The organism is Geodermatophilus sp. URMC 65 (genome assembly GCF_053502545.1).
In genome coordinates, this window is record NZ_CP199954.1 from 3,802,194 (window position 1) to 3,815,088 (window position 12,895).

The window sequence follows — 12,895 nt, forward strand, 5'->3', positions numbered from 1 at the left end:
ACCGGGAGAGCTTCGGAGGACGCGTGCGCAGGCCACTGCCGGGGACCGGCTCCACCGTCGACGTCGGAGCGGGACCCGCCGGGTCCGCCGTCTCCGGGGCCCCCGGGTGGCCGCCCCGCCGTTCCCCGCGTGCTGCCTAGGCTCGGCGGCACGCAGGCCGCCCCCACCGCCCCGGCGCCGGTCCGCCCGGCCCGCCGGTCCGTCCTGTGGACCCGCCTCGGCGAGCGCTCCGGTCAGCCGTGGTCGGTCGCCGTCCTGTGGGTCCTCCTCGGAGGTCTCGTCACCGCCGGGGTGGTCGTCCGTTTAGTCGCACCGCCGGAGCTCTGGCTCGACGAGGCGCAGAGCGTCGCGATCGCCCAGCTGCCGCTGCCGGAGCTGTTCGCCGCGCTGGAGCAGGACGGTTCGCCGCCGCTGTACTACCTGCTCCTGCACGTCTGGACGGCGCTGTTCGGCACCAGCGCCACCGCGGTGCGCTCCCTGTCGGCGGTCTTCAGCCTCCTCACGCTGCCGCTGGCCTGGTACGTCGCGCGCCGGCTGGCCGGCCGCCGCGCGGCGGCCGCGCTGGTCGTGCTGCTGGCGACCTCGCCCTTCCTCGTCCGCTACGCCAGCGAGACGCGGATGTACGCGCTGCTGGTGCTCCTGACCGTGGCCGGCACCGCCGCGGGCGCCGCGCTGGTGCGCCGCCCCGGCGCGGGGCCCGTCCTCGCCTTCGGCACGGTCACCGGCGCCCTGCTGCTGACGCACGTGTGGGCCTTCCACGTCGTCGCGGTCACCGGGGTGCTCGCGCTCGCGGCGCTGCCGTTCCGCCGTGGTCCGGCGCTGCGCCTGCTCGCCGGGCTGGCCCTGGGCGGGCTGCTGTTCAGCCCCTGGCTGCTGTCGTTCCTCGTGCAGCTGGCCCACACCGGGACCCCGTGGGCGGCCTCGCCCGGCTTCGCCGTGCTGCCCCTGGCGCTGGAGGCCTGGCAGGGCGGGGGCCAGGTGCGTGCCCACGTCCTCGGGACGGCGCTGCTGCTGCTGGCCACCGTCGGTCTGCTCGCCGCGGCCGCCGCCCGGCGCCCCGGCGAGCGCACGGTGGTGCTGTCACTGAGGCCGCGCCGCTCGCGCCTGGTGCTGCTGGCGATGTCGCTGGGCACGCTGCTGGTGGCCGGCGAGGTCAGCCGGCTGACGGGCACCGCGGTGCACGACCGCTACACCAGCGTGGCGGTGTTCGCCTTCCTGGCCCTGGCCGCCCTGGGGGTGGCGGCCCTGCCCGGCGCCGCCGTCCGCGCCGCCGCGCTGGTGGCGGTCGCCGGTCTCGGACTGGCCACCGCGCTGCCCCAGGTGGCAGAGCCCCGCACGCAGGCCGGGGAGGTGGCCCGGGCGCTGGACGACGCGGCCCCCGGCGACGTCGTCGTCTTCTGTCCCGACCAGCTCGGGCCCGCGGTGGCCCGGCTGCTGCCGCCGGAGGCCGGGCTGGACCTGGTCGTCTACCCGGACCTGCGCCCGGCCGACCGGGTCGACTGGACCGACTACGAGGCCCGCATGACGAGCACGCCGTCGGCCGCCGTCGCCGCGGACGTGCTGCAGCGCGCCGGCGCCGGGTCGGCCGTCTGGGTGGTCACCGGGCCGGGGTACCGCGTGCCCTCGACCCAGCGCTGCGGGTTCCTGATCGACGCGCTCGAGGCCGCCCGCGGGCAGGCGGAGCTCGTCGTGGCGCCCGACCGCAGCATCTTCGAGGACAGCCGGCTGCAGTACCTGCCGCCGGTCGCCTGAAAGAGGACCCCTCCGCCCCCCACCACTCGTCGAAGGACCCCGTCCTCCCCGCCCTTCGCACGCTCAGGGCGGTGCCCTGGACGGGGCCGCGGCGAGCCTCTGGACGGGGCCAGCGGGGCCCGACCGCCGCGGGTCCCGTGGCGGGCTGCTGGCTAGGGTGCGGACGACGACGTCGTCCACCGCCAGGAGGTCCCGTGGCAGAGCCCGAGTTCGTGACGCTGCAGGTCGACGGCGGGGTGGGGACCATCCGCCTCGACCGGCCGAAGATGAACGCGATCGACGAGCAGCTGCACATGGAGGTGCGCGCCGCGGCCCTGGAGGCCGGGGAGCGCGAGGACGTGCGCGCGGTCGTCCTCTACGGCGGGGAGCGCGTGTTCGCCGCCGGCGCGGACATCAAGGCCATGTCCCAGCTCGACGGCCGCAGCATGGTGGCCTGGGGCCGGGAGCTCACGGACTCCTTCACCGCGGTCCAGGAGATCCCCAAGCCGGTCATCGCCGCCATCACCGGCTACGCGCTCGGCGGCGGCTACGAGCTGGCCCTGTGCGCGGACTTCCGGGTGATGGGCGCCGGCGCGAAGGTCGGCCAGCCGGAGATCCTGCTCGGCGTCATCCCCGGTGCCGGCGGCACCCAGCGGCTGGCCCGCCTGATCGGCCCGGCCAAGGCCAAGGACCTGGTCTTCACCGGCCGGCACGTCGGTGCGGAGGAGGCGCTGGAGATCGGGCTGGCCGACGCCGTCGTCCCGGACGCCGAGGTGTACGACACCTCCGTCGCCATGGCCCGCAAGTTGGCCGCCGGGCCGCCGCTGGCGCTGGCCGCCGCCAAGAAGGCGATCGACGAGGGCCTGGACCGGCCGCTGCGCGAGGGACTGACCCTGGAGAGCCGGCTGTTCGCCGAGCTGTTCGACACCGAGGACCAGAGGACCGGCATGCGCTCGTTCCTGGAGAGCGGGCCGGGCAAGGCCACCTTCTCCGGGCGCTGAACGCCCGCCGGGGGTCCGGGTGACCCAGGTCACCCGGACCCCCGGCGGGACGGCCGTTACCCGGCGGTAACCTCCACTATCGGAGCAGGCGGGCGCTGGCCCGCGCCCCTGATGCGTGGAGGTGGGTTGACGATGGACATCGTCGTTCTGGTCAAGCAGGTCCCCGACTCCGGGAGCGAGCGCAACCTGGACCCGGCGGACAACACCGTCGCCCGGGGGAGTGCGGACAACGTCCTCAACGAGATCGACGAGTACGCCATCGAGGAGGCCCTCGTCCTCAAGGAGGCCCACGGCGGCGAGGTCACCGTGCTGACCGTCGGCCCGGACTCGGCCGCCGACGCGATCCGCAAGGCGCTGTCGATGGGCGCGGACAGGGCCGTGCACGTCGTCGACGACGCCATCCACGGCGCCTGCGCCCCGCAGACGAGCGCCATCCTGGCCGCGGCGCTGCAGCAGATGTCGTTCGACATCGTGCTGTGCGGTGCCGAGTCCACCGACGGCCAGCTGTCGGTGATGCCGGCGCTGCTGGCCGAGCGACTGGGCATCCCGCAGCTGTCGGGCGCGCGCAAGCTGACCGTCGAGGGCGGCGTGGCGCGGGTCGAGCGGCAGACCGACGGCGGCTACTGGGCGCTGGAGGCGCCGCTGCCGGCGATCGTGTCCACCTGGGACACCATCAACGAGCCGCGCTACCCCTCCTTCAAGGGGATCATGGCCGCCAAGAAGAAGCCGGTGGAGAAGAAGTCGCTGGCCGACCTCGGCATCGACCCCTCCACCGTCGGCCTGGCCACCGCCACCAGCCAGGTGCTCGACTTCGCCGGCCGCCCGCCCAAGGGCGCCGGTGTGAAGGTTCCCGACGAGGGCGACGGCGCCGCGAAGCTCGTCGACTTCCTGGCCGCCCAGAAGATCGTCTGACCCGGATCGAAGCGCAGAGGGAGACACAGTCATGGCAGAGGTCCTGGTCCTCGTCGAGCTCAACCCGGCCGGTGAGGGCGTCCGCAAGACCACGCTGGAGGCGCTGACCGCCGCCCGCGCGCTCGGCGAGCCCTCCGCGGTCGTCGTCGGCGGCCCCGGCGCGGCGGCCGCCGCCAAGGCACAGCTGGCCGAGTACGGCGCGCAGAAGGTCTACGTCGCCGAGTCCGAGGAGGTCGACCAGTACCTGGTCGCCCCCAAGGCCGAGGTGCTCGCGCAGCTGGTGACCGAGAAGTCCCCGGCCGCGGTGGTGATCCCGTCCTCCCCGGAGGGCAAGGAGATCGCCGGCCGGCTGGCCATCAAGACCGGCAGCGGCTTCCTCACCGACGTCACCGAGATCGCCCCCGACGGCACGGCGACCCAGGTCGCCTTCGCCGGGGCGACGATCGTGCACTCCAAGGTCACCGTCGGCACCCCGATCTACACGGTCCGCGGCAACTCGGTCACCCCCGAGCCGGCCCCCGGCGCGGCCGAGGAGGAGCAGGTGGCCGTGCAGCTCTCCGAGGCCGCCAAGGCCACCCGCGTCGTCGACCGGGTCGTGGAGCAGAAGTCCTCCCGCCCGGAGCTGACCGAGGCCTCGATCGTCGTCTCCGGCGGTCGCGGGGTGGCCTCGGCGGAGAACTTCTCCATCATCGAGGGGCTCGCGGACTCCCTCGGTGCGGCGGTCGGCGCCTCCCGCGCCGCGGTCGACTCCGGCTACTACCCGCACACCTTCCAGGTGGGACAGACCGGCAAGACCGTCAGCCCGCAGCTCTACATCGCGGTCGGCATCTCCGGCGCCATCCAGCACCGGGCCGGCATGCAGACCTCGAAGACGATCGTGGCGGTCAACAAGGACCCCGAGGCCCCGATCTTCGAGCTGGCCGACTTCGGCGTCGTGGGCGACCTGAACACCGTCGTCCCGCAGGCCACCGAGGCCATCAACGCCCGCAAGTAAAGGACCCCCTGCCCCCCACCGCTCGCAAGCTCGCGGCGGGACCCTGCAGGGGGCCACAGCGGGGCTGCCCCCGCACGTCGCCACGTCGAGCGCCGGTCCCCGTCGGGGGCCGGCGCTCGACGTCTGTCCGGCGGGAAGCGTCCGGGTGCCGACCGGGTTGGCGGAGAGGTGGACGCGAGCACGGTGCCGGGGATCCTCGACCAGGCACACCGGCGGACGACGGCGGGCCTGCTCATGCTCGTCACCTTCATCGCGTTCGAGGCCATGGCCGTCGGGACGGCGATGCCCACCGCGGTCGCGGAGCTCGACGGGCTGGCCTGGTACGGCTGGCCGTTCAGCGCCTTTCTCGTGGCCTCGGTCGTGGGCATGGTCGTCGGCGGGGACGCCGGTGACCGCCGCGGTCCCCGCGTCGCGCTGCCCTGGGGCGTCGTGGCCTTCGCGGCGGGGCTGCTCGTCGCCGGGCTGGCCGGGAGCATGGCGGTCTTCATCGCCGGACGGGCCCTGCAGGGGCTCGGCGCCGGCGTCATGGTGGTCCTGCTGTACGTCATCGCGGGCCAGGCCTACGACTCCTCGCTGCGGCCCCGCCTGTTCGGCGCGATCTCCGCGGCGTGGGTGTTCCCGGCCCTGGTGGGGCCGGTCGTGGCCGGACTGGTCACCACGCACGCCAGCTGGCGGCTGGTCTTCCTCGGCCTGCTGCCGCTGATCGTCCTCGGCGCCCTGCTGGTGCTCTCGGCCGGGCGGTCGCTGACCGCGCCGGACTGCCCGCCGCCACCGGCGAGGGGACGGCGGTGGTGGGCGGTGCTCGCCGGTGTCGGCATCGCGGCACTGCAGTACGCCGGCCAGCGCCTGGACCTGCTGGCGGTGCCCGTCGCCGTCCTCGGGGTGGGCGCCCTGGTCGCCGGCCTGCGCCCGCTGCTGCCGCGCGGGACCGCCCGCGTCGCACGGGGACTGCCGGCGGTGGTCGCGTCCCGTGGGCTCCTGGCCGGCGCCTTCTTCGGCATGGACGCGCTGATCCCGCTGCTGCTGACCACCGTGCACGGCTACAGCCCGACCGCCGCGGGTCTCCCGCTGACCGCCGGCGCGGTCGGCTGGGCGCTGGCCTCGCAGCTGCAGGGCCGCTTCCCGCAGGTGCCGCGGGAGCGGCTGCTGCGCCTCGGATTCGTGCTGCTCGCCGCGGGCCTGGCCGCGACCGTGCTGGCCGCGGTCCCCGCGCTGGGCGGCTGGCCGGCCTACCTGACGTGGGCGCTCGCCGGCCTGGGCATGGGCCTGGGCATGCCCAGCGTCGGCGTCCTGCTGCTCGAGCAGTCACCGGAGCACCGCAGGGGCGCGGACTCGGCCGCGCTGCAGATCGCCGACGTCACCCTGTCGGCACTGTCCATCGGGCTGGCCGGCGTCCTCGTGGCGGCGGCCACCGAGGGGTTGCTCGGTCTGCCCGCGGCCGTGGCGGCGTCCATCGCCGTCTGCACCGCCCTCGCGCTGCTGGGCGCCCGGCTGGCCGGGCGGGCGGCTGCTCCGCCGCGGGAGGCGGTCCGCGACGCCGGGACTACCCTGGCGGCGTCATGAGCAGCTCCGAGGCGGTGTACCTGGACCACGCGGCGACCACGCCGATGCTGCCCGCGGTGCTGGCCGCGATGACCGAGCAGCTGGGCCGCGTGGGCAACGCCTCCTCGCTGCACGCCAGCGGCCGCGCCGCGCGCCGGGTCGCCGAGCAGTCGCGCGAGCGGCTGGCCGAGGCGCTGGGCGCGCGCCCGTCGGAGGTGCTGTTCACCGGCGGCGGCACCGAGAGCGACAACCTCGCCGTCAAGGGCCTGTTCTGGGCCCGGCGCGACGCCGACTCCCGCCGCCGGCGCATCGTGGTCAGCCCCGCGGAGCACCACGCGGTGCTCGACAGCGTCGAGTGGCTGGCCAAGCACGACGGCGCCGACGTCACCTGGCTGCCCGTCGAGCCGACCGGCCGGATCACCCCCGGGGCGCTGCACGCGGCGCTGGGCAGCGGTGAGGACGTCGCCCTGGCCAGCGTCATGTGGGCCAACAACGAGATCGGCACGGTCAGCGACCTGGCCGCGCTCGCCGAGGTCGCGCACGACGTGGGCGTCCCGCTGCACAGCGACGCCGTCCAGGCGGTCGGGCAGGTGCCGGTCGACTTCGCCGCCAGCGGCGTCGACGCGCTCACCATGACCGGCCACAAGCTCGGCGGCCCGATGGGCGCCGGCGTCCTGCTGCTGCGCCGCGAGGCCGAGTGCACCCCGCTGCTGCACGGCGGCGGGCAGGAGCGCGACGTGCGCTCCGGCACCCTCGACGTCGCCGCGATCGTCGGGCTGCAGGTGGCCACCACCCTCGCCGTCACCGAGCGGGCGGAGCGGGCCGCGCGGCTGTCCGTGCTCCGCGACCGGCTGGTGGCCGGCGTGATGGCCCAGGTGCCCGACGCCCAGCTCAACGGCGCGCCGCTGGACGACGTCGTCGCCGGCGGGCCCGGGCGGCTGCCCGGGAACGCCCACCTGTCCTTCCCCGGCGCCGAGGGCGACGCGCTGCTCATGCTGCTCGACGCCCGCGGCGTGGAGTGCTCCACGGGGTCGGCCTGCAGCGCCGGCGTCGCGCGGCCCAGCCACGTGCTGCTGGCCACCGGCGCCGACCCCGACCGCGCACGCAGCTCGCTGCGCTTCAGCCTCGGGCACACCTCGACCGACGCCGACGTCGACGCGGTGCTCGACGTGATCGGCCCGGTCGTCGAGCGTGCCCGCCGCGCGGGGATGGGCAGGCGATGAGGCGACAGGGATCGAGCATCGCAGCGAGCTCTGCGAGCGAGGAGCGGAGCGACCGCGGAGCCGAACAGGAGTCGTCGTGAGGGTCCTGGCCGCGATGAGCGGAGGCGTGGACTCCGCGGTGGCCGCGGCGCTGGCCGTCGACGCCGGGCACGACGTCACCGGGGTCCACCTCGCGCTCTCGCCGGACCGGCTGACCCTGCGCAGCGGCGCCCGCGGCTGCTGCAGCGTCGAGGACGCGCACGACGCCCGCCGGGTCGCCGACGAGCTCGGCATCCCGTTCTACGTCTGGGACCTCGCCGAGCGCTTCACCGAGGACGTCGTCGAGGACTTCGTCGCCGAGTACGCCGCCGGCCGCACGCCCAACCCGTGCCTGCGCTGCAACGAGCGGATCAAGTTCTCCGCGGTGCTGGACCGGGCCCAGGCGCTGGGCTTCGACGCGGTCGTCACCGGCCACCACGCCCGGCTGGCCGGTGGGGAGCTGCGGCGGTCGGTCGACGCGGGCAAGGACCAGTCCTACGTGCTCGCCGTCCTCACGGCCGACCAGCTGGCCGGCGCGGTCTTCCCGCTGGGCTCGATGACCAAGCAGCGGGTGCGCGAGATCGCCGCCGAGCGCGGGTTCGCGGTGGCCACCAAGGCCGACTCGCACGACATCTGCTTCATCCCCGACGGCGACACCCGCGGCTTCCTCGCCCGGCGGCTCGGCGCGCAGCCCGGCCCGGTCGTGGACGCCGCCACCGGCGCGACGGTGGGGGAGCACGCGGGGGCCTACGGCTTCACCGTCGGCCAGCGGCGCGGGCTCGGCGTCGCCGTCGGCGACTCCCGGCCCCGCTACGTGCTCGGCATCGAGCCGGTGACCCGCACGGTGACCATCGGCACCGCCGATCTCGCCGGGGTCGAGGAGGTCCGCACCGCGCCGCCGACCTGGACGGGCACCGCGCCCCCGCTGCCGTTCCCCGCGGAGGTCCAGCTGCGGGCGCACGGCACCCCGGTGCCGTGCCAGGTGACCGCGGGGGACGACGGCGGCCTGCGGTTGCTGCTCGGGTCGCAGCAGCGCGGCGTGGCGCCGGGGCAGTCGGCGGTGCTCTACGCCCCCGACGCCGAGCGCGGCGACCTGGTGCTGGGCCAGGGCACGGTCCTCGCCACCGCCTAGGCCCGTACGGCCCCGGGCGGCGACGCGCGGACTACCGTCGCCGCCGTGACCCCACCGATCGACCCCGCCCCACCGGTCGACCCGTCCGCCGAGGAGGAGCCGGGGCCCCCGCCCCCGTCGTGGGGTCCGGCCACCGGGGTCGGCTCGCTGCCCGGCAGCGACCCGGTCGAGGCGCTGCGGGTGGTCACCGGCGAGCTGCCCGAGTTCGCGCACCTGCCGGAGCTGCCCGGCCGTGGCCCCGGCGCGGACCTCGTCGGGCGCAGCGCCGCGCTGCTCGTGGACCTCGCGGTCGAACTGACGCCCGCCGGCTGGCGGCTGGTGCCGCGGCCGGGGACCGACCAGCGCCGGGCCGAGGAGCTGCTGGCCCGCGACCTCGACGCCCTGTCCGACGTCGCCGAGGACTACACCGGACCGTTCAAGGTGCAGGCCGCCGGCCCGTGGACGCTCGCCGCCGGCCTCGAGCGCACCCGCGGTGACCGCGCCGTCGTCGACCCGGGGGCGCGCCGGGACCTCGGCCAGTCGCTCACCGAGGGCCTCGCCGCGCACGTCGCCGCGGTGTCCGCGCGGGTGCCCGGTGCGCGGGTGGTCGTGCAGCTGGACGAGCCGTCGCTGCCCGCCGTCCTCGTCGGCGCGCTGCCCACCGCCAGCGGGTGGGGGAAGCTGCCCGCCGTCGAGGCGCCGGTGGTGGAGCAGGAGCTCGCCGCCGTCGTCGACGCGCTGCCCGGCCCCGTGGTGGTGCACTGCTGCGCCGACCGCGCGCCGCTGGGGCTGCTCCGCGCCGCGGGAGCGGACGCCGTCTCCTTCGACCTCGGGCTCGTGCAGGACCTCGACGCGCTGGGCACCGCCGTCGAGGCCGGCACCCACCTGTTCCCGGGCGTCGTCCCGGGTACCGACGCCCCGCTGCCCGCACCGAAGGCGACCGCGTCCCGGCTGCAGGCGTGGTGGCGCGAGCTCGGCTTCCCCGCCGACGAGCTGCACGAGGCCGTCACCCTCACCCCGTCGTGCGGCCTGGCCGCCGCGACGCCCGGCTACGCGCGCCGGGCGATGACCCACGTCCGTGAGGCCGCGCGGTACCTGCTGCCGGAGTGAGAAGGACCCCGTCCTCCCCACCCCTCGGGGAAGGACCCCGTCCGCCTCACCGCTCGTACGCTCGCGGCGAGCCTCTGGACGGGGCCTGCCCAGGACGGGGACACGGCTGGGTGATCGTCGGTTCGCCGTCGTACCGGCCGGTTACCGTTCCGCCGTGACCACCGACGCCGAGCTGGACCAGCCGCTGGCCGACGCCCCACGGGTGGCGGCCGTTGCCGAGCGGGAGGACGTCACCGAGGTCTCCGACGAGGCGCGGACCCGGCACCGCGACCTGTCCGAGGAGCTCGACCGCTACGCGTTCGCCTACTACGTGCAGGACGCGCCGCTGGTCAGCGACGGCCAGTACGACGAGCTCATGGGCGAGCTCAAGGCGATCGAGGCGGCCCACCCGGCGCTCGTCACGCCGGACTCGCCGAGCCAGAAGGTCAACGGCGGCTTCACCGCCACGTTCGCCCCGGTGCGGCACCTGGAGCGGATGCAGAGCCTGGACAACGTGTTCTCCGGCGACGAGCTGTCCGCCTGGGCCACCCGCGTCGAGCGGGAGGTCGGATCCGCGGCGGTCTACCTGTGCGAGCTGAAGGTCGACGGCGTCGCGGTCGACCTGGTCTACGAGCGCGGCCGGCTGGTGCGCGCGGCCACCCGGGGAGACGGCGTCACGGGGGAGGACGTCACCGCCAACGTGCGCACGATGGACGACGTCCCGCAGCAGCTCACCGGCGACGACATCCCACCGTTGCTCGAGGTCCGCGGCGAGATCTACTTCCCGGTGGCCGCCTTCGCCGACGTCAACGCGGGCATGGTCGAGCAGGGCAAGGCGCCGTTCGCCAACCCGCGGAACGCGGCCGCGGGCTCGCTGCGCCAGAAGGACCCGCGGATCACCGCCGCCCGGCCGCTGCGCCTGGTCGTGCACGGCCTCGGTGCCCGCGAGGGGTTCTCGCCCGAGCGGCAGTCGGAGGCCTACACGCGGCTGCGCGAGCTGGGCCTGCCGGTGAGCGACCGGTTCGAGGTGGTCGACGACCTCGAGGGCGTGTGGGCCTACATCGAGCGCTACCGCGAGCAGCGGCACTCGGTGGAGCACGAGATCGACGGCGTGGTGGTCAAGGTCGACCAGGTGGCGCTGCAGTGGCGGCTGGGCTCGACCTCGCGCGCGCCGCGCTGGGCGATCGCCTTCAAGTACCCGCCCGAGGAGGCCACCACCAAGCTGCTCGACATCCGGGTCAACGTCGGGCGCACCGGGCGGGTGACGCCGTTCGCCTACATGGAGCCGGTGAAGGTCGCCGGGTCGACGGTGCAGCTGGCCACGCTGCACAACGCCAGCGAGGTGAAGCGCAAGGGCGTGCTGATCGGCGACACCGTCGTCATCCGCAAGGCCGGTGACGTGATCCCCGAGGTGCTCGGTCCCGTCGTCGCCGCGCGCACCGGCGACGAGCGGGAGTTCGTGATGCCGACGCACTGCCCCGAGTGCGGCACGGAGCTGCGGCCGGAGAGGGAGGGCGACGCCGACATCCGCTGCCCGAACGCGCGCTCCTGCCCCGCGCAGCTGCGGGAGCGGGTCTTCCACGTGGCCGGCCGCGGCGCCTTCGACATCGAGAACCTGGGCTACGAAGCAGGGATCGCGCTGCTGCAGAGCGGGCTGCTGCAGGACGAGGGCGACGTCTTCTCCCTCGACGAGGAGAAGCTGGAGCGCACGGCGTTCTTCACCAAGAAGGACGGCACCCTCTCGGCCAACGGGCGCAAGCTGCTGGCCAACCTGCAGACCCGCAAGGACGTGCCGCTGTGGCGGGTGCTGGTCGCGCTCTCCATCCGGCACGTCGGCCCGACGGCGGCGCAGGCCCTGGCCCGCGACTTCCGCTCGCTGGACCGCATCGCCGAGGCGTCCGAGGAGGAGCTGGCCGCCGCCGACGGCGTGGGGCCCACGATCGCCCGCTCGGTCAAGGACTGGTTCACCGTCGACTGGCACCGCGAGGTGGTCGAGAAGTGGCGGGCCGCAGGGGTGCGGATGGCCGACGACGGGGAGGACGCCGGACCGGGGCCGCTCACCGGGGTCACCGTCGTCGTCACCGGCTCGCTGCGCGACCACAGCCGTGACCAGGCGATCGCCGCGATCCAGGAGCGCGGCGGCAAGGTCACCGGCTCGGTCAGCAAGAAGACCGGGTTCGTCGTCGTCGGGGCCGACCCGGGCAGCAAGTACGACAAGGCGGTGCAGGTCAAGGCGCCGATCCTGGACGACGACGGCTTCCGGGTGCTGCTCGAGGAGGGCCCGGACGCCGCCCGCGCCGTCGCGACGATCGGCGACGGAGGCGACGCCTAGCCGGCCCCCTCCAGGGCACCGGCCCGAGCTCGCGAGGGTTGGGGAGGAGGGGTTCTCTCAGGCCGGGGGCAGGTGGACGACGCTGGCCGCGATGCCGGTGAGGTGCACCAGCCGCAGCAGCTCCGAGCGGCGGAACGCCGGGCCTCCGGAGCGGCCGACGACCACCGCCGTCCGCGGGCTGCCGAACGAGGTGGCCATCATCTCGATCGCCATCTCCCGCCAGCGCTCCGGCAGCCAGTCGTCCTCGCTGGGCAGCAGCCGCGCGTTGGACAGCGGCAGCCAGGGCACGGTCATCCCGTCGAAGGACGGCGCGGCGTCGGAGGCGGCCAGCACCTCGCACGGACCGTCGCCGTCCCCGGAGAGGACGACGGCCCAGCCGCTGTGGAACACCCGCGGCAGCTCGGCGGCCAGCACCTTGGTGGCGAGGGTCGGTGGGCCGGGCGTGGCCGCCCGGGACAGCTCCTCCAGCAGTTCCAGCTCGCGGTGGGTGTCGAGCGGCCCGGCGAAGGGGCGCAGTGACTCGACCTGCACGCCCGGCACGGACTGCGCGGCGGTGATCAGGCTGTCGGGCAGCCGGTCGGGAGGCAGGTCCACGACGACGTCGTCGACCGCGACGCCGCCGCCGCGCTCCAGCACGTCGACGGAGACGATGTCGATGCCTGCCTCGCCCAGCGCCGTGGCCACGGCGCCGAGGATGCCGGGGCGGTCGGGCACGACCAGCCGCAGGAGATAGGACACGGTTCCTCCGTGCTCGAGGGGTCGGGCCGATCTCCGTCGATCGCGGGCGGCGACAGCTTCCCCCATGGACCACCCGCGGGTCGAGCGACCTCCCCGGAGCCGCCTCCGGCCGACCGGCGCGGACGGCCCGGCACGTACAGTGGCGGGGTTCCGAACGTGGTGACGAGCGCCCGTCGAGCGCCGACCGAGGAGAGTCCCGCCCCA

The 12,895-nt window shown here is 75.4% G+C and carries 10 protein-coding genes; 9 read left to right on the plus strand and 1 reads right to left on the minus strand.

Features of this window, described 5'->3' with window-relative positions:
* The first annotated feature begins 129 nt into the window (after nucleotides 1-129).
* The 9 genes from ACWIX7_RS18440 to ligA all read left to right on the plus strand — a co-directional run bounded on the left by ACWIX7_RS18440 (nucleotide 130) and on the right by ligA (nucleotide 11,953).
* Nucleotides 130-1,752: a glycosyltransferase family 39 protein gene (locus tag ACWIX7_RS18440; protein WP_448617869.1), complete on the plus strand. Its 1,623-nt coding sequence runs from the start codon at nucleotides 130-132 to the stop codon at nucleotides 1,750-1,752.
* A gap of 194 nt (nucleotides 1,753-1,946) precedes the next feature.
* Nucleotides 1,947-2,732 carry an enoyl-CoA hydratase/isomerase family protein gene (locus ACWIX7_RS18445; RefSeq protein ID WP_448617870.1) on the plus strand — a complete coding sequence of 262 codons (786 nt, stop codon included), beginning with the start codon at nucleotides 1,947-1,949 and terminating at the stop codon, nucleotides 2,730-2,732.
* 132 nt (nucleotides 2,733-2,864) lie between these two features.
* The gene (locus ACWIX7_RS18450; RefSeq protein WP_448617871.1) at nucleotides 2,865-3,644 is read left to right on the plus strand and encodes an electron transfer flavoprotein subunit beta/FixA family protein; all 780 of its coding nucleotides are present in this window, start codon (nucleotides 2,865-2,867) and stop codon (nucleotides 3,642-3,644) included.
* A 31-nt stretch (nucleotides 3,645-3,675) separates the two neighbouring features.
* The gene (locus tag ACWIX7_RS18455) at nucleotides 3,676-4,638 is read left to right on the plus strand and encodes an electron transfer flavoprotein subunit alpha/FixB family protein (protein ID WP_448617872.1); all 963 of its coding nucleotides are present in this window, start codon (nucleotides 3,676-3,678) and stop codon (nucleotides 4,636-4,638) included.
* A gap of 168 nt (nucleotides 4,639-4,806) precedes the next feature.
* Nucleotides 4,807-6,201: an MFS transporter gene (locus ACWIX7_RS18460; RefSeq protein ID WP_448617873.1), complete on the plus strand. Its 1,395-nt coding sequence runs from the start codon at nucleotides 4,807-4,809 to the stop codon at nucleotides 6,199-6,201.
* Complete coding sequence (locus tag ACWIX7_RS18465; protein WP_448617874.1) at nucleotides 6,198-7,403, plus strand: cysteine desulfurase family protein; 1,206 nt, start codon at nucleotides 6,198-6,200, stop codon at nucleotides 7,401-7,403. Before ACWIX7_RS18460 ends, ACWIX7_RS18465 begins: the two co-directional genes overlap by 4 nt.
* Nucleotides 7,404-7,479: 76 nt before the next feature.
* Complete coding sequence (gene mnmA, locus ACWIX7_RS18470; protein WP_448617875.1) at nucleotides 7,480-8,553, plus strand: tRNA 2-thiouridine(34) synthase MnmA; 1,074 nt, start codon at nucleotides 7,480-7,482, stop codon at nucleotides 8,551-8,553.
* A gap of 45 nt (nucleotides 8,554-8,598) precedes the next feature.
* Entirely contained in the window at nucleotides 8,599-9,642 is a 1,044-nt protein-coding gene (locus tag ACWIX7_RS18475; protein ID WP_448617876.1) for a methionine synthase, read from the plus strand.
* Between the two features lie 154 nt (nucleotides 9,643-9,796).
* Nucleotides 9,797-11,953: an NAD-dependent DNA ligase LigA gene (gene ligA, locus ACWIX7_RS18480; RefSeq protein ID WP_448617877.1), complete on the plus strand. Its 2,157-nt coding sequence runs from the start codon at nucleotides 9,797-9,799 to the stop codon at nucleotides 11,951-11,953.
* A 57-nt stretch (nucleotides 11,954-12,010) separates the two neighbouring features.
* On the opposite strand, the gene ACWIX7_RS18485 is transcribed toward ligA, so the two are convergent.
* Nucleotides 12,011-12,691, minus strand: coding sequence for an ACT domain-containing protein (locus ACWIX7_RS18485; protein ID WP_448617878.1), 681 nt, complete (start codon nucleotides 12,689-12,691; stop codon nucleotides 12,011-12,013).
* Between the last annotated feature and the right edge of the window lie 204 nt (nucleotides 12,692-12,895).